Origin of the sequence: Sedimentitalea arenosa, assembly GCF_016428585.1 — a bacterium.
GTDB classification, from domain to species: domain Bacteria; phylum Pseudomonadota; class Alphaproteobacteria; order Rhodobacterales; family Rhodobacteraceae; genus Sedimentitalea; species Sedimentitalea arenosa.
Genome location: NZ_JAELVR010000011.1, coordinates 17570 through 41711, shown reverse-complemented (window position 1 = coordinate 41711; position 24142 = coordinate 17570). Strand labels below are relative to the sequence as shown.

General features: G+C 64.3%; 23 protein-coding genes and 2 tRNA genes. 12 read left to right on the top strand and 13 right to left on the bottom strand.

Annotated features, from left to right (window positions below):
* Nucleotides 1–52 precede the first annotated feature (52 nt).
* Nucleotides 53–931, bottom strand: coding sequence for a tRNA 2-thiocytidine(32) synthetase TtcA (ttcA, locus tag JF290_RS15600; RefSeq protein WP_199025824.1), 879 nt, complete (start codon nt 929–931; stop codon nt 53–55).
* Nucleotides 932–1026: 95 nt separating this feature from the next.
* On the bottom strand, nt 1027–1401 hold the full coding sequence (locus JF290_RS15595; protein ID WP_199025823.1) for a glycine zipper family protein: 375 nt from the start codon (nt 1399–1401) through the stop codon (nt 1027–1029).
* 21 nt (nt 1402–1422) lie between these two features.
* Here JF290_RS15595 and JF290_RS15590 point away from each other — a divergent pair, with 21 nt between their 5' ends.
* A complete protein-coding gene (locus JF290_RS15590; RefSeq protein WP_199025822.1) occupies nt 1423–1572 on the top strand; it encodes a hypothetical protein in 150 nt (49 codons plus the stop codon).
* A gap of 1 nt (nt 1573) precedes the next feature.
* Entirely contained in the window at nt 1574–2125 is a 552-nt protein-coding gene (locus JF290_RS15585; protein ID WP_199025821.1) for a DUF3833 domain-containing protein, read from the top strand.
* A 30-nt stretch (nt 2126–2155) separates the two neighbouring features.
* On the opposite strand, the gene yghU is transcribed toward JF290_RS15585, so the two are convergent.
* Nucleotides 2156–3034: a glutathione-dependent disulfide-bond oxidoreductase gene (yghU, locus tag JF290_RS15580; RefSeq protein ID WP_199025820.1), complete on the bottom strand. Its 879-nt coding sequence runs from the start codon at nt 3032–3034 to the stop codon at nt 2156–2158.
* Between the two features lie 189 nt (nt 3035–3223).
* Between yghU and JF290_RS15575 the strand changes: the two genes are divergently transcribed.
* A complete protein-coding gene (locus JF290_RS15575) occupies nt 3224–4540 on the top strand; it encodes a ferredoxin reductase family protein (RefSeq protein ID WP_199025819.1) in 1317 nt (438 codons plus the stop codon).
* On the opposite strand, the gene yidD is transcribed toward JF290_RS15575, so the two are convergent.
* From yidD to rpmH, 3 genes are read right to left on the bottom strand one after another with little or no spacing between them, the layout of a single operon-like run.
* Nucleotides 4513–4776, bottom strand: a complete 264-nt coding sequence (yidD, locus tag JF290_RS15570; RefSeq protein ID WP_199025818.1) for a membrane protein insertion efficiency factor YidD — start codon at nt 4774–4776, stop codon at nt 4513–4515. The genes JF290_RS15575 and yidD overlap by 28 nt on opposite strands.
* On the bottom strand, nt 4773–5198 hold the full coding sequence (rnpA, locus tag JF290_RS15565) for a ribonuclease P protein component (RefSeq protein ID WP_199025817.1): 426 nt from the start codon (nt 5196–5198) through the stop codon (nt 4773–4775). The genes yidD and rnpA overlap by 4 nt, the downstream gene beginning before the upstream one ends.
* 23 nt (nt 5199–5221) lie before the next feature.
* The gene (rpmH, locus tag JF290_RS15560) at nt 5222–5356 is read right to left on the bottom strand and encodes a 50S ribosomal protein L34 (protein WP_121063747.1); all 135 of its coding nucleotides are present in this window, start codon (nt 5354–5356) and stop codon (nt 5222–5224) included.
* A gap of 293 nt (nt 5357–5649) precedes the next feature.
* Between rpmH and JF290_RS15555 the strand changes: the two genes are divergently transcribed.
* The 6 genes from JF290_RS15555 (at nt 5650) to JF290_RS15530 (ending at nt 13850) form a co-directional block, all read left to right on the top strand.
* On the top strand, nt 5650–6381 hold the full coding sequence (locus JF290_RS15555; protein ID WP_199025816.1) for a TVP38/TMEM64 family protein: 732 nt from the start codon (nt 5650–5652) through the stop codon (nt 6379–6381).
* A 4-nt stretch (nt 6382–6385) separates the two neighbouring features.
* Entirely contained in the window at nt 6386–7804 is a 1419-nt protein-coding gene (locus JF290_RS15550) for a dihydrolipoyl dehydrogenase family protein (protein ID WP_199025815.1), read from the top strand.
* Between the two features lie 18 nt (nt 7805–7822).
* Nucleotides 7823–9220: a sensor histidine kinase gene (locus JF290_RS15545; protein ID WP_199025814.1), complete on the top strand. Its 1398-nt coding sequence runs from the start codon at nt 7823–7825 to the stop codon at nt 9218–9220.
* 74 nt (nt 9221–9294) lie between these two features.
* Nucleotides 9295–9371 (top strand) — tRNA-Arg (locus JF290_RS15540).
* A gap of 302 nt (nt 9372–9673) precedes the next feature.
* Entirely contained in the window at nt 9674–10651 is a 978-nt protein-coding gene (locus JF290_RS15535) for an efflux RND transporter periplasmic adaptor subunit (RefSeq protein ID WP_328701271.1), read from the top strand.
* Nucleotides 10644–13850: an efflux RND transporter permease subunit gene (locus tag JF290_RS15530; protein WP_199025812.1), complete on the top strand. Its 3207-nt coding sequence runs from the start codon at nt 10644–10646 to the stop codon at nt 13848–13850. Before JF290_RS15535 ends, JF290_RS15530 begins: the two co-directional genes overlap by 8 nt.
* Nucleotides 13851–13867: 17 nt before the next feature.
* Here the strand turns inward: JF290_RS15530 and JF290_RS15525 are convergent, their stop codons facing one another.
* The 5 genes from JF290_RS15525 to JF290_RS15505 form a co-directional block, all read right to left on the bottom strand.
* Nucleotides 13868–15265 (bottom strand): amidase, encoded by a 1398-nt coding sequence (locus JF290_RS15525; RefSeq protein WP_199025811.1) that lies wholly within the window; start codon nt 15263–15265, stop codon nt 13868–13870.
* Nucleotides 15266–16900 (bottom strand): ABC transporter ATP-binding protein, encoded by a 1635-nt coding sequence (locus tag JF290_RS15520; RefSeq protein ID WP_199025810.1) that lies wholly within the window; start codon nt 16898–16900, stop codon nt 15266–15268.
* Nucleotides 16897–17727: an ABC transporter permease gene (locus tag JF290_RS15515; protein ID WP_199025809.1), complete on the bottom strand. Its 831-nt coding sequence runs from the start codon at nt 17725–17727 to the stop codon at nt 16897–16899. Before JF290_RS15515 ends, JF290_RS15520 begins: the two co-directional genes overlap by 4 nt.
* A 3-nt stretch (nt 17728–17730) precedes the next feature.
* Nucleotides 17731–18696 carry an ABC transporter permease gene (locus JF290_RS15510; RefSeq protein ID WP_199025808.1) on the bottom strand — a complete coding sequence of 322 codons (966 nt, stop codon included), beginning with the start codon at nt 18694–18696 and terminating at the stop codon, nt 17731–17733.
* 80 nt (nt 18697–18776) lie between these two features.
* Entirely contained in the window at nt 18777–20372 is a 1596-nt protein-coding gene (locus JF290_RS15505; RefSeq protein WP_199025807.1) for an ABC transporter substrate-binding protein, read from the bottom strand.
* A gap of 674 nt (nt 20373–21046) precedes the next feature.
* Here JF290_RS15505 and JF290_RS15500 point away from each other — a divergent pair.
* Entirely contained in the window at nt 21047–22228 is a 1182-nt protein-coding gene (locus tag JF290_RS15500) for an amidohydrolase family protein (protein ID WP_199025806.1), read from the top strand.
* Between the two features lie 273 nt (nt 22229–22501).
* On the opposite strand, the gene JF290_RS15495 is transcribed toward JF290_RS15500, so the two are convergent.
* Nucleotides 22502–23215: a DUF374 domain-containing protein gene (locus tag JF290_RS15495; RefSeq protein ID WP_199025805.1), complete on the bottom strand. Its 714-nt coding sequence runs from the start codon at nt 23213–23215 to the stop codon at nt 22502–22504.
* A 168-nt stretch (nt 23216–23383) separates the two neighbouring features.
* Between JF290_RS15495 and JF290_RS15490 the strand changes: the two genes are divergently transcribed.
* Both JF290_RS15490 and secE read left to right on the top strand, forming a co-directional pair.
* A tRNA-Trp gene (locus tag JF290_RS15490) sits at nt 23384–23459 on the top strand.
* A gap of 120 nt (nt 23460–23579) precedes the next feature.
* Nucleotides 23580–23777 (top strand): preprotein translocase subunit SecE, encoded by a 198-nt coding sequence (secE, locus tag JF290_RS15485; RefSeq protein WP_199025804.1) that lies wholly within the window; start codon nt 23580–23582, stop codon nt 23775–23777.
* Between the two features lie 74 nt (nt 23778–23851).
* On the opposite strand, the gene JF290_RS19615 is transcribed toward secE, so the two are convergent.
* The gene (locus JF290_RS19615; protein WP_233155447.1) at nt 23852–24127 is read right to left on the bottom strand and encodes a hypothetical protein; all 276 of its coding nucleotides are present in this window, start codon (nt 24125–24127) and stop codon (nt 23852–23854) included.
* Nucleotides 24128–24142: the final 15 nt, after the last annotated feature.

Below are 24142 nucleotides of genomic sequence, written 5' to 3'. Positions count from 1 at the left end.
AGCAGGCACTGTGGCACCCGGCGACCGTAGGCGGCTCAACCTGACCTCTAAGTTAACGCAAAGACGGAATTTCGCTCAGATTGTTCGATTTTTGTTCGCAATTTGTTTCCAGCCCGGCGAAGTCGAACAATTTCGGGTCCAGAAGGTGCGACGGGCGGGCATTCATCAGCGCCCGGAACATGACCTGGCGGCGTCCGGGGCTGTTTGATTCCCAGCCGTCGAGAATGCGTTTCACCTGCTGACGCTGCAGCCCGTCCTGCGATCCGCAGAGGTCGCAAGGGATGATTGGGTAGTTCATCGCGGCGGCAAACCGCGCGCAGTCGGCCTCTGCCACATGCGCCAGCGGACGGAAGACGAACAGGTCGCCTTCCTCGTTCACCAGTTTCGGCGGCATGGTCGCAAGCCGACCGCCGTGAAACAGGTTCATGAAGAAGGTTTCGAGAATGTCGTCGCGGTGGTGGCCCAGAACCACGGCTGAACAGCCCTCCTCGCGCGCGATGCGATAGAGATTGCCGCGCCGCAGCCGGGAGCACAGTGCGCAATAGGTGCGTCCGGCGGGCACCTTGTCGACCACGACGGAATAGGTGTCCTGATATTCGACCCGGTGCGGCACGCCCATCCGCGCGAGGAACTCGGGCAGGACGGTCGCGGGAAAACCGGGTTGCCCCTGATCGAGATTGCAGGCCAGCAGGTCGACCGGCAACAGGCCGCGCCACTGCAATTCATGCAGCACGGCGAGCAGGGTATAGCTGTCCTTGCCGCCCGACAGACAAACCAGCCATTTCGCGCGGGGTCCCTCCGCGTCGACCATGCCGTATTGCTCGACCGCCTCGCGGGTCGCGCGCACGATGCGCTTGCGCAGCTTCTTGAACTCGGTGGTTCGCGGCGCGCCGGCAAAGAGCGGATGGATATCGTCGTCCTGATCGAGCATGCGCCCGCTTTAGTGGAGAAGGCCTTGTCCGGCAAGGGGCGCAGGGCCACGTTCGGGCAGCCCTGCCAGGTGTCGATCAGCACATGCCGCGCTGATCAGCCGACCACGTTGTAGCCGCGGCCGCGCATGCAGTTCTTGACGATGGTCTCGCGGTTCTGGGTCTTCTGGATCGCGTTGGACGTGACGCCGGCCAGCGCGCCGATCGCCGCCGCTTCGCCCAGATCGTCACTGTTGTCATTGAAGATGACCGAGGACGCCGCGCCAAGGCCGGCGCCGGTGGCTGCCGCGCCTGCCGTGCTGCCGTCGACCTGTGCCTGCGAGGCAGCCAGCGACTGGCACTGCGCAAGGTCGGCATTGTAGTTCGGGCCCACCGGACCGTCGATCACCGGGGTGTAGTTCGCGCCGACATTGGAGCAAGCGGCAAGCGCTCCGAGCAGTGGCAGCGCGATGAAAAGTCTGGAAGAAGCCATGATAGATCCTTGTTTTGCGTCATGCGGAAGTTCGGCAAGCGCCGGCGCAATCGCGAGGAACTATTGGTCGCGCAGGCGAAAAGGGCAAGGGCCGTGGCGCAAACCGGCCGTGTTTCGCTGTTTTTTGAACCGCCCGGCTTTGGCGGACGTATTCTGGTAAAGGAGAGTTGAAATGCGGGTTCTGATTGTGACTCTGTTGGCGCTGGCGTTGGTGGGATGCACGGGGCGGCCGTCGCTCGAGGGCGAAAAGCTATCGGACCGGCAGTTGAACCTCGAGGAGTTCTTTGCCGGTGAATCGGTCGCGCATGGCCAGTTTCAGGACCGGTTCGGCAATGTCTCGCGGCGGTTCACCGTCGACATCGTCGGGACGTGGGACGGGCGACTGCTGACGCTGGTCGAGGATTTCGTCTATGAGGATGGCAGTACGGAGCAACGGGTCTGGTCGCTGACCAAGACCGGGCCGGATAGCTGGGTCGGGACCGCGCCCGGGGTGATCGGGCAGGCGGTGGGTCAGGAGAACGGCGACACGTTCAACTGGAAATACACGATCGACTTGCCGCTGCCTGACGCCTCGGCTCCCCCCGGGACTCCGCCTGAGACCTTGCGCGTGACGTTTGACGACTGGATGTGGTTGCTCACCGAGGACCGGTTGCTGAACCGCGCCTACATGCAGAAATTCGGGGTGACCATCGGCGAGGTGATCATCAGCTTTGAGAAACGCTGAGCGCTCCCGCAAGGGGAGCGCCAGCGCGGATCACTCGGCGGCGTCGCCGATCTTGTCCTGCGTGTTGGTGTCGAAATCAGACGCGTCGTGGCGTTCGTGCAGCTGGGTTTCCGGCTCGCCGAACGTACGGTTGACCATGCGGCCGCGCTGCACGGCAGGACGCGCGTCGATCGCTTTCGCCCACCGCTGCACGTTCTTGTAGCTGGCCACGTCGAGGAACGTCTCAGCACTATACAGTCGGCCCAGCACGAGCTGTCCATACCAGGCCCAGATCGCCATGTCGGCGATGGTGTAGTCCTCGCCGGCGATATACGTGGTCTCGGCCAATTTGCGATCCAGCACGTCGAGCTGGCGCTTGGTCTCCATCGCGAAACGGTTGATCGGGTATTCCATTTTCCACGGCGCATAGGCATAGAAGTGGCCGAAGCCGCCGCCCAGATAAGGCGCGCTGCCCATTTGCCAGAACAGCCAGGACAGCATCTCGGGGCGCGTTGCGGGCGCGCCGAGGAACGCGTTGAACTTCTCGGCCAGGTGCAGAAGGATTGCACCGCTCTCGAACACGCGGGTCGGCGGAGTGGTGCTGTGATCCATCAGCGCGGGGATCTTGCTGTTGGGGTTCACCGACACGAATCCGCTGCCAAACTGATCGCCGTCGCCGATATTGATCAGCCAGGCGTCGTATTCGGCACTAGTGTGGCCTGCCGCCAGCAGTTCTTCCAGCATTACCGTGACCTTGACGCCGTTGGGTGTGGCCAGCGAGTAGAGTTGGAATGGGTGCTTTCCGACCTGCAACTCCTTGTCATGGGTGGGGCCTGCGATAGGGCGGTTGATGCTGGCGAACTTGCCGCCGCTTTCCGCGTCCCATGTCCAGACCTCGGGCGGGGTGTACTCGTCGGGATTGTCGGTCATGTGTCGGCCTTCCGTTCTGAATGATGGCCTACACATACGCTCCGCGAGATGATTGTCCACCGGGTGTCCTGTGCGTTTCTGCGCGTTGCCGGCTTCGCAGATGCGCGGAGGGATAGGCTGACCGCTTGTCCAAACCCTGCCGATCTGCGACACCTCTGATATAGTCGAATTTCCGAATGTGGGGCATTGATGCGGGCTGTGATCTGGTGGGTGCTTCTGTTCGGCGGGCTTGCTGTTGTTTCGGCGCTGCCGTTCAGCGCATTGGGTCAGGCGGGGCCGGCGTTGCCTTGGGCGATCTACCTGCAACTTCTGTTCGCCACGGGGTTCCTGTCCCTGCTGCTGATGTCCGTTGCGATGATCCTCGCCCTGCGGCTGCCGTGGATCGAGGACCGAGTTGGCGGATTGGACCAAGCCTATCGCCTGCATCGACAGACCGGGCAGTGGGGCGTCGGTTTGGGGCTCGCGCATTACCTGATCAAGCTGGGGTCGAAAGAACTGCGCAAGGACGGGCTGCTGGTCAAACCCAAGGGCTTTGACAGCGGGATTCCGGAACTGTTCGATCCCCTTCACGATGTCGCGAAGCTGGCCGGGGAGTGGGGCCTCTACGCGGCGCTGGCCCTGATCGCCATCGCGCTGATCCGCGCCATTCCCTACCGCGTCTTCGTGCGTTGGCACCGGATCCTGCCGGTGCTGTATCTCGGGTTCGTGCTGCACGGGTTGGTGTTCATGCCGCTGTCCTATTGGGCCAGCCCGGCGAGCGGGGTGATCGTGATCCTGTCGCTCGCGGGCCTGGCGGCCGCTGGCCTGAGCCTTTCAGGCCAGATCGGACGGCGGCGGCAGGTTCAGGGCCGCATCGCGCAGGTGACGCCGCTGGGAAACCGGGTCCTGGAAGTGTTGATCGATCTCGGTCCCGGCTGGCCCGGACACAGGGCCGGACAGTTCGCGCTGGTCACGTTCGACACTGCCGAGGGCGCGCATCCGTTCACGCTGGCCTCGGCGTGGGGTGGCGACGGGCGGGTGCGGTTGGCGATCAAGGCCTTGGGCGACTACACTGCGACGCTGCCCGACACGCTGTGCGAAGGCAATCCAGTGCGCCTGGAAGGGCCCTACGGGCGGTTTGTGTTCAACGAAGGCATCGGGCGCCAGATCTGGATCGCGGGTGGGATCGGAGTAACGCCCTTCGTGGCACAGCTGGAACACCGGGCGGCGATGACCGAGTCGGCAGAACCGGTCGATCTGTTCTACAGCACCCAGGGCGTTTCGGCGGATGTCCTGGCACGCTTGCGCGGCATGGCCGAGGCGGGGGCGGTGAGGCTTCATGTGATCGACACCGGGCACGACGGTCTGCTGGATGCCCCGGAGATCATGGACAAGGTGCCGGATTGGGCCGACGCCAGCCTCTGGTTCTGTGGTCCTGCTGGGTTTGGCGATGCACTAGAGCGCGGTTTTACGGACGCCGGCCTGCCGCGCGACCGGTTTCACCGAGAGGCGTTCGATTTCCGTTGATCGCCGGCGTCTTCGGGGTCCGGCACAGGATCATAGCCCGAGTGGCCGAACGGGTGGCAGCGCCCGATGCGTCGTGCCGCCAGCCACCCGCCTTTCAGCGCGCCGTGCTTTTCCAGCGCTTCCAGCGCATAGGCCGAGCAGGTGGGCTGGTAGCGGCAGTTGAAGCCGACCCAGGGCGAGAAGACCAGCCGATAAGCCCGGACCGGCAGGGCAAGGATATGAGCCAGCGGAGTCATTGGCTGCCATGTAGGTTGCGCAGGGCATGTCGCAGATCGTTCTGCAGGGCGTCAAACGGGCGGGCAGCGGTGGCCTCTGCGCGCCCGATCAGGACATAGTCCCAACCGGCGCGGCCGGCCTCGGGCAGGACCAGACGTGCGGCCTCGCGCAGGCGGCGCTTGGCGCGGTTGCGCGCGACGGCGTTGCCGACCTTCTTGGAGCAGGTGAAACCGACGCGGATGCCAGTGGGGGTTTCGTCCTCGGCGCGCTGGCGGCCCTGAACCATCATCGACGCGGTGCCTTGCCGGCGCGCGCGGGCCGCGCGCAGGAAATCGGCACGCTTGGTCAGGGTGATCAAGCCGGAGTGCGGACGAACGGAAACCGCCGGGGGCACTGTCCCTTGGGCGGCATTGCCGTCCTCTGGGGCCTCCGGCGGTGTCATGTCTGTCAGAACGGGTCTGGCGCTTACGCGCTCAGCACCTTGCGACCGCGGGCGCGGCGGGCGTTCAGAATCTTGCGGCCAGCCTTGGTGGCCATGCGCGAACGGAACCCATGGCGCCGCTTGCGGACCAGGTTCGAGGGTTGAAAGGTGCGTTTCATCGCTCCGTCTCCAGTTCTTCGGTCGGGATCGGCGCGGAATCGCCCCCCGTCATGTCTGTCGTTGAAGCCCGTCCTCTAAAGCCCGTTTTCCGGTAAGTCAAACGGTGTGAGGCGCATTTTGGCCACTGATTGCAACATTTCGGCGCGACGTCACGGCCGGATGTTTCAGCCCGGCCCGAATTTCCACCGCTTTTCACGAAACCGGCGCGGGCGATCAAGGCGGCGTGATCCCCCTGTCGCTGGCAGCGCGAACGGCGCATGTTCGTCAGACCGCCCCCCGAGGATCAGGACCGATGCAGGACATGACGGATACGCCAAACCGCGGGTTGACCCGCCACATCCCGCTGATCGTGATTGCCGCGGTGGCGGTGATCGGGAGCCTCACGCTCGGCGACTACCTGACGTTCGAGACGCTCAGGGCCAACCGCGAAGCCCTTCTGGCGTTTCGCGACGACAACCTGATCGGTCTCGCGGCCGGATTCGTCGCCGCCTACGTCACGATCGTGGCCTTTTCGCTGCCCGGCGCGGCGGTCGCCTCGGTCACTGGCGGGTTCCTGTTCGGCCTCGCGGCAGGCACGGCGCTCAACGTGACCTCGGCCACCATCGGCGCCTGCGCCATCTTCCTCGCCGCCCGTTGGGGACTGGGCGCGACGTTGTCGGCCCGGCTCGAAGCCTCCGAAGGCACGGTCAAGCGATTGAAGGAAGGGCTGCGCGAAAACGAGATCAGCGTTCTGTTCCTGTTGCGGCTGGTGCCTGCGGTGCCGTTCTTCGTCGCCAACCTGCTGCCGGCGCTCGTGGGAGTGAAGTTCCGCAACTTCCTGCTGACCACGGCGCTGGGAATCATCCCGGGCGCGATCGTCTTCACCTCGATCGGCGTCGGCCTCGGCGAAGTGTTCGACCGCGGTGAGACCCCTGACCTGTCCTTGTTGTGGGAGCCGCATATCCTCGGCCCGATCCTGGGGCTTTGCGCGCTGGCGGCGCTGCCCATCCTCATCAAGGCCGTGCGCGGCAAGAAAGAGATTTGACATCATGGAACGCATCAAGACCGATATCCTGGTCATCGGGGCCGGGTCTGGCGGGTTGTCCGTCGCCGCCGGGGCCAGCCAGATGGGGGCCGACGTGGTCCTGCTGGAAGGCCACGAGATGGGTGGGGACTGTCTGAACTACGGTTGCGTCCCCTCCAAGGCGCTCTTGGCGGCGGCCAAGGCGGCGCATGGGCAAGCACATGTCTCGCAATACGGGCTTACAGATCAGGTTCCGGAGGTCGATTATGCCGCGGTGATGGCGCATGTCGCGGACGTGATCGCGCAGATCGCGCCGGTCGACAGCCAGGAGCGTTTCGAGGGGCTGGGGGTCCGGGTGATCCGTGAATATGGCAGCTTCATCTCGCCAACGGAGGTGCAGGCGGGCGACAGCGTCATCACTGCCCGCCGGATTGTCATCGCGACGGGATCCAGCCCGCTTGTGCCGCCGATCCCGGGTTTGGACTCCGTACCCTACCTGACAAACGAGACCCTGTTCGACCTGCGCGAAAAACCCGATCACCTGCTGATCATCGGGGGCGGTCCCATCGGCATGGAAATGGCACAGGCGCATCGGCGGCTGGGCTGCAAGGTGACCGTCATCGAGGGTGACAAGGCGCTGCCGAAGGACGATCCCGAAATGGCCGCCGTCGTGCTGGAGCATCTGCGTGACGAGGGCGTCGAGATCGCCGAGGGCGCTCTGGCGGCGGAAATCCGCGGAGAAGCCGGCGCTGTCCAGGTTGAGGCAAAAGACGGTCGCGTCTTCTCGGGCAGCCATCTGTTGCTGGCAGTCGGACGCAAGCCCAATACCGAGAAACTGAATCTCGACGCGGCGGGGATCGAGACCACGAAAACCGGCATCAAGGTCGATGCGACCCTGCGCACCACCAACCGCAAGGTTTATGCGGTGGGCGATATCGCGGGCGGGCTGCAGTTCACCCACGTGGCAGGATACCACGCCGGCGTGGTGATCCGCTCGATCCTCTTCGGCCTGCCCAGCAAGGCGTCGACGGCCCATATTCCATGGGCAACTTATACCGATCCAGAACTGGCACAGGTCGGCCTGACCGAAGCGCAGGCCCGCAAGGAACACGGTGGCAAGGTGGAAATTGCGCGGTTCCGCTTTGACGAGAACGACCGCGCGGTGGCCGAACGCAAGACCGCCGGGCAAATCAAGGTGATGGTGGTCAAGGGTCGGCCCGTTGGTGCGTCGATCGTCGGCCACCAGGCTGGGGAACTGGCCAACCTGTGGGCGCTGGTGCTGGCCAACCGGTTGAAAATGAGCCAGATCACCTCGATGGTATCGCCCTATCCGACCATAGGGGAACTTAACAAACGAGTCGCGGGGGCCTATTTCTCGCCCAGACTGTTTGATAATCCTATGGTCAAACGCGCGGTCGGGCTGGTTCAGAAATGGGTGCCCTGACCTGATGTAAGGGGCGACATGCTGAATTCGCTTTCGGGCCGGTTCCTGATCCTGACGGTGGTTTTCGTCATGTTGGCCGAAGTGATGATCTTCGTGCCATCGGTCGCGCGGTTCCGCGAGGTCTATCTGTTGAACCGGCTGGAGCGCGCCCAGATCGCGTCGCTGGCGCTGGAAGCCGACGACATGCTGACATCCGAACTCGAGGCCGAGCTGCTCGAGAATGCGGGCGTCTTCAACGTGGTCCTGCTTCGCGACGCGGTCCGCGAGTTGCGGTTGAGCTCCGAAATTCCGATGCCGGTCGAGGCCGCGTTCGACCTGCGTGAAACCGGACCTTTCGCGCTGATCCGTGATGCAATGAAACGGCTCTTCACTCCGGGCAACACCGTGATCCGGGTGATTGGCACGCCGGTGCGCGATGCGGGGTTGCTGATCGAGATCACGATGGAAACCGAACCTCTGCGCCGGGACATGATCGAATATGGACTGCGGGTGTTGGCGCTTTCGGCGGTGATCTCGGTGTTCACGGCGGTTCTGCTGTTCGCGGCCGTTCGGGTATTTCTCGTCCGCCCGATCAAGGGGGTGGTGAGCAACATGCAGCGTTACGCCGCCGCGCCGGAGGATGCCCGCGGGATCATCACGCCGAGCGCCGGCGTGACCGAACTGCGCGAGGCCGAGGAGGCGCTGCTGAAGCTGCAGACCGAGCTGACCCACGCCCTGAAGCAGAAGGAACGCCTTGCCCAGCTGGGGGGCGCGGTGGCTCGCGTCAGCCACGATCTACGCAACATCCTGACGAGCGCCCAGCTGTTCACCGACCGTATCGAAGGCTCGGAGGATCCGCTGGTGCGCCGCCTCGCACCAAAGCTCGTCGGGTCGATCACACGGGCGGTATCGCTCTGCGAGAGCACCCTGGCCTTCGGTCGCACCGACGAGGCTGCGCCCGTGTTGGGCCTTGTGCGCCTTGCGGATATCGTCGCAGACGTGTTGGACAGCGAAAGGCTGGCCGTAGAGGAAGACAGGGTCGTCTTCATCTCGGAGGTGCCGGCGACGATGACCGTGCGCGCCGATCCGGAACAGATGTTCCGGGTCATCCTGAACCTCGTGCGCAATGCTCGGCAGGCGCTGGCCGGCTGCGATGGCGATGCCCATGTCACGGTCGCCGCGGGCGAGGAGGCTGATGCATGGTGGATCACCGTCGCCGACACCGGGCCGGGCTTGCCCCCCAAGGCCGTCGAGCATCTGTTCACCCCGTTCCAGGGCGGTGCACGCAAGGGTGGAACGGGTCTCGGCCTCGCGATCGCCGCGGAGCTGGTGCGGGGGCATGGCGGCAAGCTGACCCTCGCGCGCACAGGAGCCGACGGTACCGTGTTCCACATCCGTCTGCCCAAGGGCGACGGCGTTGCGGTTCGCGCCGCGTGAGCCGAAACCGGACCGGAAAAATCTGCACTTTCCGCTTGCAATGCCCGTGAACGCTCTCTACATCGCCCCACAGTGGACCGATAGCTCAGCTGGATAGAGTACTTGACTACGAATCAAGGGGTCGGGGGTTCGAATCCTCCTCGGTCCGCCACTGCCTTCCGTTGAAACGTTCCAATAGTGCTTAAAACGGCATTGGCCGTCCGGTGCAGTTCGATCGCGCGCCGAACTTTTCAGCTTGGTAGAGCCCTACCGTGTTGCCGTTGGCTGGCGATCCGTTTCTCGAACAGGCAGAACGACGGAAACAGAGATTTCTCTTTGAGTTACTTGGCGCGTGCCGGCCGCGTTCTCGCCTCTTTCCATACCAGCAGGTCACTGATCCGAACGCCATGGATTGCCTGTCGGTCCCGGGGCTGGCATATGATAAATATTCCGTTGTTTGAATTGGAGCCCGCCGTGATCAGGTTCATCTTGCCCCTCCTGGCCTCACTTGTTTCCTGTGCTGCGTCGGCGCAGGGCGTGTCCACCGTGCAGTCCGTCGAGGTGGTCCAGTGGAAGGCTGTCTTCGGTCGAATCGAGGCGCGTGATCGACTGCTGGCGCGCTCGAGGCTGGGCGGCACCGTAGTTTCGGTCGAGGTGGTCGAGGGCACGCGGGTCGAGCGGGGCCAGCAGATCGCCCGGGTGCGCGACGAGAAGTTGACGCTTCAGCTCCGGGCGCTGGAGGCAACGTTGAGCTCGTTGCGCTCCCAGCTCGAGACCGCGGAGACCGAACTGCGCCGCGGCCAAAGCCTGCTTGAACGCGGCGTGAGCACCGCGCAACAACTCGACCAGTTGCGGACGGATGTCGCCGTGATCGAAGGGCGGATCGGCACCACCGAGGCCGAACGCGACATGCTGCGACAGCGTGAATCCGAGGGCGCGGTGCTGGCGCCGATCACGGGCACCGTGCTGGACGTGCCGTTGGCGCCGGGTTCGGTCGTGTTGCCGGGCGAGGCAATCGCCGAGATCGGGGGCGGCGGCTTCTTCCTGCGCCTCGCGATCCCGGAACGGCACGCGGGATCCCTGAAAGAGGGCGCAGAGATCCGCATCGGGGGAGAAGGCTCGGACACAACCGGGACGCTCGCAAAGGTCTATCCGCTGATCGAGAACGGCCGCGTCATCGCGGATGTCGAGGTCGAGGACATCGACACCGATTTCATCAATGCGCGCCTGCTGGTGCGCCTGCCCGTCGGCGAAACCGAAGCTCTGATGGTGCCGCCTTCGGCGATCACCCATCGCATGGGGCTCGACTTCGTGACCGTCGCCGACGCCGAGGGCCGCCCGGTCGCGCGCACGGTCGTCGTGGGGGCCGCGCGTGAAATCGACGGTGTGGACATGGTCGAGATCCTCTCCGGGCTGAGCGGGGGCGAGACCCTGGTGGCGGACCATGAGTGAACATCCCAACACTCCGTCTCGCGGCATCGCAGGCGGCCTGACCGGTGTGTTCATCCAGTCGGCCCTGACGCCGCTCATGACGTTGGCCGCGCTGACGATCGGGCTAGTGGCGCTGCTCAACCTCCCGCGCGAAGAGGAACCGCAGATCTCGGTGCCGATGGTCGACATCCACATCCAGGCACCGGGGCTGCGGGCCATGGATGCGGCCAAACTGGTGACCGAACCGATGGAAACCATCGTCAAGGGTATCAACGAGGTCGAACATGTCTATTCACAGACCAGCGACGACTATGCGCTGGTGATGGCGCGGTTCCTCGTTGGAACCTCTGCCGACACGGCGATCCTGCGGGTGCATGACAAGGTGCGCGCCAACATGGACCGTATCCCGGTCGGCATCGACGAGCCGCTGATTGTCGGGCGCGGCATCGACGACGTGGCCATCGTCGAACTGACGCTGACGCCCGTCCAAGGCATGGGCGACACAACCGCCAATGACCTGACCCGTATCGCCCGCGAATTGCAGGTCGAGGTCGCCAAGATTCCCGACGTGGGGCTGACCTACCTTGTCGGCGACGCGCCCGAAGCGATCCGCATCGCGCCGGATCCGGAACGCCTCGCGCTGTTCGGGGTGACGCTGCAACAGCTGGTCGCAAAGGTCGAGGGCGCCAACCGTGCCTTCGACACCGGCAAGGTGCGTGACCGGGGCGAGCAGATCTCGCTTGTGGCCGGTGAAACCCTGCAGGCACCCGCCGAAATCGCCAACCTGCTGCTGACGACCCGCGATGATCGCCCGGTCTATGTCCGCGACGTGGCGGATGTGAGTTTCGTGCCTGACACCTCCGACAGGATCGTGTCGACCGTCCGCCGCGATGCGGCCGGCGGGGTGGTCCGCAGCCCTGCGGTGACGCTCGCGGTGGCGAAACGCGCTGGCGCGAACGCCGTGGTCGTGGCTGAGGAGATCCTGCACCGGGTGCACATGCTGGAAAACGGCCTGATCCCCGACAGCGTACAGATCGACGTGACCCGCGACTATGGTGAGACCTCGAACGAAAAGGCCAACGAGCTGCTGTTCCATCTGGGGCTGGCAACGGTGTCCATCGTGGCGTTGGTACTTGTCGCCATCGGCTGGCGCGAATCCATCGTGGTCGCCGTGGTCATCCCTGTGACGATCCTGCTAACGCTCTTCGCCGCATGGATCATGGGCTATACGCTCAATCGGGTGTCGCTCTTCGCGTTGATCTTCTCGATCGGTATCCTCGTCGACGACGCGATCGTTGTGATCGAGAACATCGCCCGCCACTGGGCCATGCCCGATTCCGAAAGCCGGGTGAACAAGGCGATCCGCGCCGTCGCCGAGGTCGGCAATCCGACGATCGTCGCGACGCTGACGGTGGTTGCCGCATTGCTGCCAATGCTTTTCGTATCGGGGATGATGGGCCCCTACATGAGCCCGATCCCCGCCAATGCCTCGGCCGCGATGATCTTCTCGTTCTTCGTGGCCGTCATCATCACGCCCTGGCTGATGGTCCGGATCGCGGGCAATGCACCAGTTCACGCAGAGGATCATGGGAGCGCCCAGGGCGGGCTGCTGGGGCGGGTCTATGCTGCGGTCGCGCGCCCGTTGCTGCGCACCAAGACCGGCAGCCTGGTCTTCCTGCTGGTCGCGGCCACGGTCTCTTTCGGCTCGCTGGGGCTGATCTATACCAAGGATGTCACCGTCAAGCTGCTGCCGTTTGACAACAAGTCCGAGCTGTCGGTCGTCATCGACCTGCCCGAGGGCGCTTCAGTCGAAGCAACAGACGCCGTGGCGCAGTCGGTGGCGCGCGAAGTGCTGAACGTGCCCGAGGTGCTGCAAGTGCGCACCCATGCGGGCGATGCGGCGCCGTTCAATTTCAACGGGCTGGTCAGGCACTACTATCTGCGCCAGCAGCCGCATCTGGGCGACGTGCAGATCACGCTCGACCACAAGGAGCACCGCGACCGCACCAGCCACGAGATTGCGCTCGAGATTCGCAACAGGCTCGCTGGGCTCCACCTGCAGGAAGGCACCAGCCTCAAGACCGTCGAACCGCCTCCTGGCCCACCGGTGATGGCAACCCTGCTGGCCGAGGTCTATGGCCCCGATCCGGAGGCACGGCGCGTCGCCGCCGCAAAGATTCGTGACGCGTTCGAGGCCGTGCCTTTCGTGGTCGACGTGGATGACAGCTTCGGCATCCAGCCGCGTCGGCTGCGGGCAATGATTTCGTCCGACCAGCTTGAATTCTTCGGCGTGCAGGAACAGGACGTGTTCACGACGCTTGCGCTGTTGAACCGTGGCTCGACCGTTGGCTATTCGCATCGCGGCGAGGGTCGCTATCCGATCCCCATCACCGTCGAGCGCGACAGATCCGACAGGGTTCTGGACGAACGGTATCTCTCGACGCCGATCCCCGCCAACGTGCTCCCTGGCGCACGTGGCGTCGTGGAACTGGGTGACGTGATCGAGATCACGGAGGAGCGCGCCTCCTATCCGATCTTCCGTCACAACGGGCGCACTGCCGAGATGGTCACGGCGGAAGTCGCGGGCGATTTTGAATCCCCGATCTACGGCATGATCGCGGTGGCCGAGCAGATCGAGAAGATGGAGTGGGAGGAAGGGACCAAACCCGTGATCCGCCTGAACGGCCAGCCCGAGAACGAAAGCGTCGTCATGCTGCTTTGGGACGGGGAATGGGAGGTCACATGGGTCACCTTTCGCGACATGGGCGCAGCCTTTGCCATCGCGCTCCTCGGCATCTACATCCTGGTGGTGGCGCAGTTCGGTTCGTTCCGTCTGCCTCTGGTGATCCTGACGCCTATCCCTTTGACGTTCGTGGGCATCATGGGCGGGCACTGGCTGTTTGACGCGCCGTTCTCGGCGCCCTCGATGATCGGTTTCATCGCGCTGGCCGGGATCATCGTGCGCAACTCGATCCTGCTGGTCGATTTCATCCGCCATGCCGACCCGGACAAGGACAGGATCGATACCCTGATCGAAGCCGGGATGATCCGCTTCAAGCCGATCCTGCTGACCGCCATTGCCGCGATGATCGGTGCCGCGGTGATCCTCGCAGATCCGATTTTCCAAGGGCTTGCGCTCTCGCTGCTTTTCGGCCTGCTCAGTTCAACGCTGCTGACAGTTCTGGTCATCCCGGCGATCTACCGCGTTTTCCGGACCTGAGACGAGGCGGGTCCGGATCAGGCGAACGCGGGCAGCGGCATCGGCCCGCGAACTCTTTCGTAGGCGGCGCCGATGCGCAGGGCCATCGCTTCCTCATGGGGGCGGGCGATCACCTGCAGTCCGGTCGGCAGGCCATCGGTCGACAGACCCGAAGGCACGGACAGTGCACACAGACCGAAATAGTTGACGTGACGCGTGAAATGGGCGGGCGAGACGGCCTCATCCACGCTGTCGAGCGGTGGTGCAGTGGTGGTGACCGTGGGTGTCAGCACGGCGTCGAGCCCCTCCATCCGGTCGAGATGGTCGTCCCGTCCCGCCAACCGGTCCCGCAGGCTCGCCATGTAGTCGGCAGCGGTCACGTCGCGACCGGCCAGCATCCGGGCACGCACGTGCTCGTCCATCGGCAGATCGGGTCGGTCATAGAGCGCTCCGTGATGAAAGTACCCTTCCGCCGCGATCAGCTGCCCGCAGGCGGCGGCGAGGTCGGCATACGGTGCGGCGGCGGAAAAGGGGACCAGTTCGGCGCCGCCGGAGCGCAGCCGGTCAAGCGCCGCGTCATAGGCTGTGCGCACATCCGCCGAGCAACACGCCCGCTCGGCGGCGTCCAGCACGCCCAGCCGCAACCCGATGACATCTCTGCGCAGGTCCGCGAAGACGCCGCTGCCGGCGCGGCGTTCGCGCTCGATCGCCCAGCCTTCCGCCCCGTCCATCACCCGGAACATCACCAGCGCGTCCTCGACCGAGCGCGCCAGCGGGCCGGGCGTGTCCAGCGTGTGCGACAGGGGCAGGATTCCGTCTGTCGGCAGGCGTCCCTCCGTCACCTTGAGTCCGACCAACCCGCAAAAGGCGGCCGGCAGGCGCACCGATCCGCCGGTGTCGGTGCCGACACCGCAGACCGCCATCCCGCAGGCCGTGCTGGCCGCCGTTCCCGAGGAGGATCCGCCGGGCACGCGATGCCGCGCCTTGTCCCAGGGGTTGCGCGGTGTACCCATGTGCTGGTTGGTGCCCCAGCCACCTAGGGCGCATTCCACCGTCCGTGTCTTGCCCAGCAGGATGCCGCCTGCTGCCAGCAGCCGATGCACCAGTGTGCCGGTTTCGGGCGAGACGCGCGTGCTCAGCGCCTGGCATCCGCCGGTGGTCACGCGACCTTCGACGTCACAGATATCCTTGAGCCCGAAGGGAATGCCATGAAACGGGCCGAGCCGGTTGCCCGCGTCGATCATGCGGTCGGCGGCCTCGGCCTGCCGCATCGCATCTTCGGCATAGATGGCCTGGAAGGCGCCGATCGCCGGTTCCAGCCGTTCGATCCTGTCGAGATGCGCCCGCACGACCTGTGACGGGCGCAGCCGTCCCTCGGCATAGGCATCGGCAAGCGCGCAGAGCGACGGGTATTGCGCGTCGGTCAGAACGTCCATTCAGGGTGTCTCGGACGAGATTGCAGGCTCGGAGAACCAATCCTTGCCGGGCACGGCGGACAGCAGCTCGCGCGTGTAGCTCGCAGTCGGGTTGGCAAAAAGCTCGGCGGTCGGGCCGACCTCGATCACCTGGCCCCGCTGCATCACCGCGATCCGGTCGCAGACCTGCGCCGCGACCCGCAGGTCATGGGTGATGAAGATCATCGACAGGTTCATGCGGTCACGGATCTCGTCCAGAAGCTTGAGGATCTGCGCCTGGATCGACACATCGAGTGCGGACACAGGCTCGTCCGCCACCAGAATCTCGGGTTCCAGGGCCAGGGCGCGGGCGATTCCGATCCGCTGGCGTTGACCGCCCGAGAACTCGTGTGGGAACCGATCATAGGCCCGCGCATCCAGTCCCACGATGTCGAGCAACTCCAGTGTCCTGGCACGGGCCGCTTCGGCGCTGGCGCCATACATCATTGGCCCCTGCGCGATGATCTTGCCGATCCGCGTGCGCGGGTTCAGCGAGGCGAAGGGGTCCTGGAAAACCATCTGGATGCGTGCGCGGTGTGGTCGCATCGCCGCGCGTCCCAGAGGCCTGAGATCTGTGTCGCCCAGCAGGATCTCGCCGGCCTCGGCATCGTTCAGCCGCACGATGCAGCGCGCCACGGTCGACTTGCCCGAGCCGCTTTCGCCGACGATGCCGAGCGTCTCGCCGCGCGCCAGGTCGATCGTCACGTCATTCGCCGCGTGAACCACGCGTTCCTTGCCGCCGAACAATCCGCCACCGCTGCGGTAGGTCTTCTCCAGATGACGGACTCGCAGCACGGTTTCCGACGATCGCGCTCTGGCGGGGCGCGGCACGAGATCTGGCACCGCTCCGATCAGTGCCTTGGTGTAGGGGTGGCTCGGGCGTCGCAGCACCTGGTCGGTGGTGCCGGTTTCGACCACCAGCCCGTTCTGCATCACGCAGACCCGGTCGGCGATGTCGGCCACGACCCCGAAATCATGGGTGATGAACAGCACGCCGGTGCCATGACTGGCCTGCATCTCCTTGATCAGCTTCAGAACCTGAGCCTGCGTGGTCACGTCAAGTGCGGTTGTCGGCTCGTCCGCGATCAGGATCTTCGGGTCGAGCGCGAGTGCCATCGCGATCATGGCGCGTTGCCGCTGGCCACCGGACAACTCGTGTGGGTAGGCCTTGAGCGTCTGCTCGGGGTCGGGCAACTGAACGTCCTGCAACAACTTCAGCGCCCGCCGGCGCCGTTCCTTGCCGGGCATCCTGTCGTGAAAACGGAACACCTCGTCGATCTGGACGCCGATGGTCATCACCGGGTTCAGTGCCGTCATCGGCTCCTGGAAGATCATCGAGATTTCCGAGCCTCGGATCGCCCGCAGGCGCTCCTCGCTGGCCTGGGCCAGGTCCTCGCCCTGGAACAGGACGCTGCCTTGCGCGATTCGCACCCGCGGTTTTGGCAAGAGTCCCATGACCGCGCGCGCGGTCAGTGATTTGCCCGAGCCGCTTTCACCGACGACGCAGAGGATCTCGTTTTCCTCCAGGTGCAGGTTCATCGCCTCCACCGCATAGGGCCGCTGGCTCTCCGGCGGCAGGGCGACATGCAGATCGGTGATGTCCAGAAGGCGGGTCATGAGCGCTCCCTCAGACGCGGGTTCAGCGCGTCGTTCATGCCTTCGCCGACCAGGTTGATCGCGAGCACGGTCAACAGGATCGCGATGCCGGGGAAGGTGCAGACCCACCAGGCCGACCGCAGCAGGGTGCGCCCGGCCCCGATCTGGAAGCCCCAGCTCATGATGTTGGGATCGCCCAGGCCGAGGAAGGCCAGGCCGCTCTCGATCAGGATCGCCGTCGCCACCATCAGCGAGCCGATGACAATCACCGGCGACAGGCAGTTGGGCAGGATCTCGCCCAGCATGATGCGCAGATCCGACATGCCGAGCGTATGGCATGCCTGCACGAATTCGCGGTTGCGCAATGACAAGAATTCTCCCCTGACCAGCCGCGCGACGGCGGGCCACGAGACCACGGCGATGGCGATGACGATGCTTTCGATCGAGGGCTTCATGATCGCGACCAGCAGGATGGCGAAGATGAAGGAGGGGATGGTCTGGAACATCTCGGTCAGGCGCATCAGCAGGTTGTCGATGAAACCGCCGTAGTAGCCGGCGAGCGCGCCCATCACGATTCCGACGAAGACCGCGACCAGCGTCGCAAGCAACCCGATCAGCAGCGAGGTCTTGGCGCCGTGGGCGATCCCCGCCGCCACGTCGCGGCCCAGGCTGTCGCTGCCCAGCAGGAAGCCGTTTTCGCCCGGTGGCGACATCGGTTGCCCGGCCAGGCTGAACGGATCCTGCGGAAAGAACAGGCCGGCGGTCGCGGCCATCACCGTGATCAATACCAAGATTACCAGCCCGATGACAGCGCCCCTGTTGCGCGCAAAAAGTTTCCAGAATGCCATCGGTCAGTCCACCTCGATCCGCGGGTCGAGCGACGAATAGACGATATCGACGACCAGGTTGACGGCGACCACCAGCAACGCCGACAGAAAGAAGATGCCCAGCAGCAGGTTCAGATCGCGCGAGAACAGCGCTTCGAAGGCCAGCATCCCGAGACCGGGCCAGGCAAAGACCGATTCCACGATCACCGAGCCACCGATCAACGCCCCGACCTGCACGCCGGCCATCGTGACGACGGGCAACAAGGCGTTGCGCAGGACATGCACGAACATGATGCGGTTTTCCGTCACGCCCTTCGCGCGGGCGGTGGTGACGTAATCCTGCCCGGCCTGCTCCAGCATCGAGGCGCGCATCAGCCGCGTGTAGAGCGCGAGGTAGAACAGCGACAGCGTGATCGTCGGCAGCACGAGGTGATGGGCGATGTCCTTCACCCGGTCCCAGCCCTCGTAAAACATGGCGAAGTTCTCCATGCCCGAGGTCGGGAACCACCCAAGGTTCAGGGAAAACACCACGATCAGCATCAACCCGACCCAGAACAGCGGCGTGGCGTAGGTGATCAGGGCGAAGATCGAAATCGCCGTGTCGCGCCAGGTGTTCAGCCCCATCGCTGCGACAAGGCCCAGCAGGACGCCGAACCCAACGGCCAGGAGGATCGTCGAGGTCATCAGCAGGACGGTAGCAAACAGCCGGTCGAAGATCAGCTCGCTCACCGGCATCTCGTGACGGAAAGAATAGCCAAGGTCCAGCACCATCACGTTCTTCAGGTAAATCGCCAGTTGCACGGGCAGCGGCTTGTCGAGACCAAACTTGGCGCGCAGTTCCGCCATGTATTCCGGTGTTGCCGAGCCGGCCTCGCCCGCCAACACGTCCACCGCGTCGCCTTCCGCCAATTGCAGCAGAAAGAAATTCAGAATGATGATCGCAAGTACGATCGGAATGGCCTGAAGCAGCCGCTTCACGACATACCGCATACGGCGTGCGAAATGTGACACTCTACCAGTCCCCCAAGATCGGTCCCGGCCCGGTTCGGGCCGGGACCATCGGTATCAGATCACTCTTCGATCCAGACGCGCTCGAACGGGCCATAGGCCCCCAGCGCCGAGGTCGCGTGATCCTTCAGCTTGTCGTTGTAGACGGTCAGGAACTGCATCTCGAACAGGTTCACCACCGGCATGTCCTCGGCCAGGATCTCCTGTATCTGGCCATATATCTCGGAGCGCTTTGCCGCGTCCGCTTCCTGCGCCCCGGCCGCCAGCAGGGCGTCGAGCTCGGGATTGGAATAGCGCGACGAGTTCACGAAATGCGTGCCCTGGCGGATCTGGTCGGAGCCGTAGTGGCGATGAACGCCCAGCACCGGGTCGGGCAACTGGTAGAAGTAGTTCACGTTGATCTGGAAATCATAATCCGCGTAGACCCGCTTGAGCCATGTCGGCACATCCTCATAGCGCAGATCCAGTTCGATCCCGATGGGCGCCAGCGCCTGTTTCATGTACTCGCCGGCCCGGCGCCAATCCTCGCCATATGGGATAAGGTCGAGCACCGCGCGCGCCCGGACCCCATCGCCATCCGCAGTGATACCCGCGTCCTCCAGAACCTTGATCGCCGCGTCCACATCGGCATTCGCCGGATAATTCGGCAGCCCCGCCTTGTAGAGTCCGGTCGCCGAGAAGTTGGTCGACAGCGCCGACGTCGCCGGTTTGCCATAGCCGAACCAGATGTTCTCGATCAGGAATTCGCGGTCGATGGCCAGGGACACGGCCTGCCGGATCGCGGCCTGGTCGAAGGGCGACTCCTTGGTGTTGAACTCGATCAGCGCCATCGGGTTGATCATCGAATAGCCGTCGGTCGTGACCGAGAACCCGTCCATGTCACGCAGGCGCACGGCGTCGATATTGGGGATCGCCCCGTAGGCGCCATACATGACTTCGCTGTTCTCCATCGCGGCAGTGCGGGTCGAGGCGTCGGGAATGAACCGGCCCACGATCCGGTCGAGATAGGGCAGGCCGTCCTTCCAGTAGTTCTCGTTCTTGTCGAGCCGCACATACTGGCCTTTGCGCCATTCGGTGAACTTGTAGGCGCCGGTGCCGACGGGATTGGTCGCGAGGTCCGAGTTTCTAGGGTCCTGGCCCTCCAGCAGGTGCTTGGGCACGATCGGGCTTTCGTATCCCGACAAGGCGCGCAGCATGTAGGGTGCAGGGTTTTCGAGGTTGAAGACGGCGGTGTAGTCGTCGGGGGTGTCGATCGACATCACTTCTCGGAAGGAGTTGGGGCCGCGCGGGTGCACCTTCTTGAGCACCTCCATCACGGTGAACTGCACATCCGCCGAGGTGAACGGCGCGCCGTCATGCCAGGTCACGCCCTCGCGCAGCTTGAACGTAACGGTCTTGCCGTCGTCGCTGACTTCGTAGCTTTCGGCAAGCGCGGGAACGATGTTCAGGTCGTTGTCATAGTCGAAAAGCCCGTCATAGATCTTGGGTGCCACCAGGCCGATCGGCCCCGAGGTCGACAGGAAGGAGGCCAGTGACGGCGGCTCCGGCTGAACGATGTAGACAAGTGTGCCGCCGGCGGTTTGCGCGGTCGCCGATCCGGCCCCCGCGGCCAGTCCTGCGGCGCACAGGGCCGCTCCGACCCAGGTCCTGAAATTCATTTTGAATACCTCCATGTGAGAAAAGCAGCATCTTTATTTTGTTTACGTAGGGTAACGTTCGCCGCGTTCCGCAATAAAAACAAGGCTTTCGTGGGTGCCTGTCCGTAAGCTCCCGAAAAGCGTCAGGAAAAGCCGCGCGACATGCCCGATTTTTCGGCGGCGACAGTGGGCGTGGCGTCGGTTCACGGTTGCAGGGAATCGGTGATGTCGGATGCCTGGCAGGCTGTAGGGCGATGGTCGTGGGAATGTTGGGGCAGGGGGCTGGCTACGGCCGCTCAGGACGGTCTGTGCCGCGGCCCCGCGCGTCGTTACCTCCGCTACCCTTGGTATCGACCGCTCAAGGATCTCGCACGTCATGCAGTAGTCTTCGCTCACCATCCGGCCGACCGCGAGATATCCAGAGAGCCGTTTGGTCGGTGCCGCGGTCGCCCCGCTGCTGCGCGACGCCGCAGTCTGGGCTGGAAGCGGACATGGCCAACATAGACAAGAGCGGACCAGCCCTCACGGATCATTCCGATCCATGTCGGCAACGGTTACCTTTTTCGGCCCGGTGTTGGATCATCGTCTTTCCGGCGGTCCATCTTTGTCTGGTCGCGCTGTGTGTCATCGCAATCCGTGACTGGCTGTCCGTGACTGGCTGTGCCATGCAACAACTCCGAACAAGGATGATTGAAATGACAAACCTGCTCCTGAAGAATGTCCGCCCGATGGGCCAGCCCGCGACCGACCTCGCCGTTGTGAACGGTCGTTTTGCCGAAACCGCCCCGCCGAACGCCGAACCTGTCGATTGCGGTGGCCGCATCCTGATCCCGGGACTCGTCGAGGCGCACACCCATCTGGACAAGTCGCTGCTCGGCCTGCCTTGGTATCGCAACGAGGTTGGTCCGCGCTTGATCGACAAGATCACCAACGAACGCGAGGTCAAGGTGTCTCTGGGACTGGATCCCCGCATCCAGTCGGAACGCCAATCGATCCAATCCATCGGCTACGGCACCACCCATATCCGCAGCCATGTGGATATCGACACGCATCACGGGCTGGCCGGGGTCGAGGGCGTCCTGGCCACGCGTGAGAAGCTGGCCGGTTATGTCGACATAGAGATCGTGGCGTTTCCGCAATCGGGCATGATCATCCGTCCCGGCACGGTCGAGAAAATGGATGAAGCGCTGTCATTGGGCGCAGACATCGTGGGCGGGCTCGATCCTTGCGGAATCGACCGCGATCCGCGCGCGCACCTTGATGCGATCTTCGGCCTCGCCGAAAAGCACGGCAAGCCGATCGATATCCACCTCCACGAGCGCGACGCTCTGGGCGGGTTCTCGACGGAGGAGATCATCGCCCGCACGGTCGCGCTCGGGATGCAGGGCAAGGTCACGATCAGCCATGCCTTCTGCCTCGGTGCGACCGATCGCGCCTATGTGGGCGACCTGCAGGCGCAACTGGCCGAAGCGCGCATCCACATCATCACCACCGCGCCGTCCTCCGCCCCGGTGCCGGCGGTCATGGAACTGCGGGCGCTCGGCATTCTCACCGGGGCGGGCTCGGACGGGTTCCGCGATACCTGGGGGCCCTATGGCAACGGCGACATGCTGGAACGGGCGATGTATGTCGGGCAGCGCAACAACCTGCGCCGCGATGATGAAGTCGAAATGGCGCTCGACATCTGCACCTTCGGCGGGGCGGCGATCATGGAACTTGCAGACTATGGCCTCGCGCCCGGCTGCAAGGCCGACGCGGTGCTGGTCGAGGGCGAGACCTTGACCGAGGCGGTTGTGACCCGCGCGCCGCGCAAGCTGGTCCTGAAGGGTGGCAAGTTGACCGCACGCGACGGCGTCTGCGTGCTGACGGCGCCATGAGCTAGAAGCTCCTGACCTTTTCCTGACAATCGGCTACGGTGACTGCCGACATGTCATCCACCGGCACGGCGGACTGCTGGCCGAAAGCGAGTGAATCGTGCATTCGATGCTGCGCTTGCATCGCGGCTCCGGTCATCTCAATGGCAGAGTCCTCACGCCATATGGATTGCCGGGATAGGGACCTTCGTCTCCATGACCCGTGGGTTGGCCCTGAGGGACGAGTCTTCTGGACTGAATTTTCTGGATCAGGTCGAGACCGAGTCCGAGCGATGTTCATTCGCGGGGCCGGTTCGGTGCGGCGGACGGCTTGCGCCCGACCGCCCGATCGGTAGCGTCCGTGATCTCATTCAACGCGGCCTCCAGTTTCAGCCGCAGCGCTTCGAGTTCCTCCTCGCTGGCCTTGCGCGGCACGTGCTCGGTCCACTCCTTGCACATCAGCACACCTCGCGTGTAGGGCGCGGGCAGGGTCAGCCGGTCCCAAGTCGGAAACGTGATCTGACGGCGCGCAGCGTAACTCACCACGAAAATGCGCTTGCCCGAGGCGCGCGCCCAGACCAGCGGCACGGTCGAGGCGATGCGTGCCGGCCCGCGCGGCCCATCGGTCGCGATGCCGATGGAAATGCCGTCGCGCATCTTGCCCAGAACCGCGCGCGACAGCGCCACGTGGCGCTTGTGGCTCGACATCGGGACGGTGTCGAACCCGAACCGGCCCAGCAGCCGCCCGACTGCGCTGCCGGCCCGTGCCGAAGAGGTCAGCGAACAGATCGGTCCCAAGGTCGTGTCGAACATGAACGGCGCCATCATCAGCCGCTGGTGCCACAGGGCCATGATGACAGGTTCGCCCGCGCGCACCGCCTCGTCCATCGGTTCGAACCCTGTCCGCTCCCAACGGGATGTGCGATGGGCAAATCGGATATAGGCGGCGAACGCCCCCTCCAGAGAGTCGTTGAACCATGGACTGTCGGCGATCTTCTTGCGCAGGCTCACGGGCGCGGCTCCTGTTGTTTCGCCCCTTTCATACGCAATCCGCCTGCGCGCTGGAATGCGGCGCGACGACAAATTTCGCCCGCTACCGCCTTTTGCTCCGCGATGCCGCCCGCGCCCCGAATTACCTCTTGCCCCCTCGCGCCCTCTGGCATAGGAAAAGCGCGGCCTAGGGGTTTAGCTCAGTTGGTAGAGCATCGGTCTCCAAAACCGAGGGTCGTGGGTTCGAGTCCCTCAGCCCCTGCCAGAACACCCTCCTTCCGTGTCGGCACACATGACGGCAGACGGAGCGGCGCAGGCCCTGCCTTGATTTCGCCGCGCCGCCCCTTTATGTGCCTTGCATCCGCTAGCAGAAAGTGTCCGTTCCATGGCTACCGTCAACCCGATCCAGTTCATCCAGCAGGTCCGCGCCGAAGTGGCCAAGGTCGTCTGGCCGACCCGCCGCGAGGTGTTCCTGACCACGGTGATGGTTTTCATCATGGCGGCCCTGACCGCGGCTTTCTTCGCGCTGGTGGATATCCTGATCCGCGGCGGTCTGAACGCCATCCTCGGATTCTTCGGCTGAGTCCTATTCTCAGGTAAGACGTGTCTTTGACATGCGGCGCGCCCGCCTCGAGAGCGGGCGAGCGCGACCCATCGCTATGCGGTGGGCAGGGAACGAAAGACCATCGTCGCCGCGAAACGATGATTGCTGGCTTCTCCTGCGCGCAGGCGCGGGCCGATCGTCAGGAAATCGCATTTAACGGATGAAACCAGTGGTTTCCCTGCACCGCCGAAAATCCGGGCAGGCCTGCTTGCAAAACGAGGATTTGGGCGGTAGGTGACCCGCAACCCCCGGGGGCTGGCGTGCGGCGATTCGTGTTGCGCGCCGCTTTTCGTTCCGGGTCGCAGCGGAACATCCGATTGCGCAATCATCAGTTTTCGCCGCGC

Bases quoted from the DNA above. Each gene is read 5' to 3' on its own strand.
- ttcA (WP_199025824.1), bottom strand. From the start codon at position 931: ATGCTCGATCAGGACGACGATATCCATCCGCTCTTTGCCGGCGCGCCG.
- JF290_RS15595 (WP_199025823.1), bottom strand. From the start codon at position 1,401: ATGGCTTCTTCCAGACTTTTCATCGCGCTGCCACTGCTCGGAGCGCTT.
- JF290_RS15590 (WP_199025822.1), top strand. From the start codon at position 1,423: ATGCGGAAGTTCGGCAAGCGCCGGCGCAATCGCGAGGAACTATTGGTC.
- JF290_RS15585 (WP_199025821.1), top strand. From the start codon at position 1,574: ATGCGGGTTCTGATTGTGACTCTGTTGGCGCTGGCGTTGGTGGGATGC.
- yghU (WP_199025820.1), bottom strand. From the start codon at position 3,034: ATGACCGACAATCCCGACGAGTACACCCCGCCCGAGGTCTGGACATGG.
- JF290_RS15575 (WP_199025819.1), top strand. From the start codon at position 3,224: ATGCGGGCTGTGATCTGGTGGGTGCTTCTGTTCGGCGGGCTTGCTGTT.
- yidD (WP_199025818.1), bottom strand. From the start codon at position 4,776: ATGACTCCGCTGGCTCATATCCTTGCCCTGCCGGTCCGGGCTTATCGG.
- rnpA (WP_199025817.1), bottom strand. From the start codon at position 5,198: ATGACACCGCCGGAGGCCCCAGAGGACGGCAATGCCGCCCAAGGGACA.
- rpmH (WP_121063747.1), bottom strand. From the start codon at position 5,356: ATGAAACGCACCTTTCAACCCTCGAACCTGGTCCGCAAGCGGCGCCAT.
- JF290_RS15555 (WP_199025816.1), top strand. From the start codon at position 5,650: ATGCAGGACATGACGGATACGCCAAACCGCGGGTTGACCCGCCACATC.
- JF290_RS15550 (WP_199025815.1), top strand. From the start codon at position 6,386: ATGGAACGCATCAAGACCGATATCCTGGTCATCGGGGCCGGGTCTGGC.
- JF290_RS15545 (WP_199025814.1), top strand. From the start codon at position 7,823: ATGCTGAATTCGCTTTCGGGCCGGTTCCTGATCCTGACGGTGGTTTTC.
- JF290_RS15530 (WP_199025812.1), top strand. From the start codon at position 10,644: ATGAGTGAACATCCCAACACTCCGTCTCGCGGCATCGCAGGCGGCCTG.
- JF290_RS15525 (WP_199025811.1), bottom strand. From the start codon at position 15,265: ATGGACGTTCTGACCGACGCGCAATACCCGTCGCTCTGCGCGCTTGCC.
- JF290_RS15520 (WP_199025810.1), bottom strand. From the start codon at position 16,900: ATGACCCGCCTTCTGGACATCACCGATCTGCATGTCGCCCTGCCGCCG.
- JF290_RS15515 (WP_199025809.1), bottom strand. From the start codon at position 17,727: ATGGCATTCTGGAAACTTTTTGCGCGCAACAGGGGCGCTGTCATCGGG.
- JF290_RS15510 (WP_199025808.1), bottom strand. From the start codon at position 18,696: ATGCGGTATGTCGTGAAGCGGCTGCTTCAGGCCATTCCGATCGTACTT.
- JF290_RS15505 (WP_199025807.1), bottom strand. From the start codon at position 20,372: ATGAATTTCAGGACCTGGGTCGGAGCGGCCCTGTGCGCCGCAGGACTG.
- JF290_RS15500 (WP_199025806.1), top strand. From the start codon at position 21,047: ATGACAAACCTGCTCCTGAAGAATGTCCGCCCGATGGGCCAGCCCGCG.
- secE (WP_199025804.1), top strand. From the start codon at position 23,580: ATGGCTACCGTCAACCCGATCCAGTTCATCCAGCAGGTCCGCGCCGAA.
- JF290_RS19615 (WP_233155447.1), bottom strand. From the start codon at position 24,127: ATGATTGCGCAATCGGATGTTCCGCTGCGACCCGGAACGAAAAGCGGC.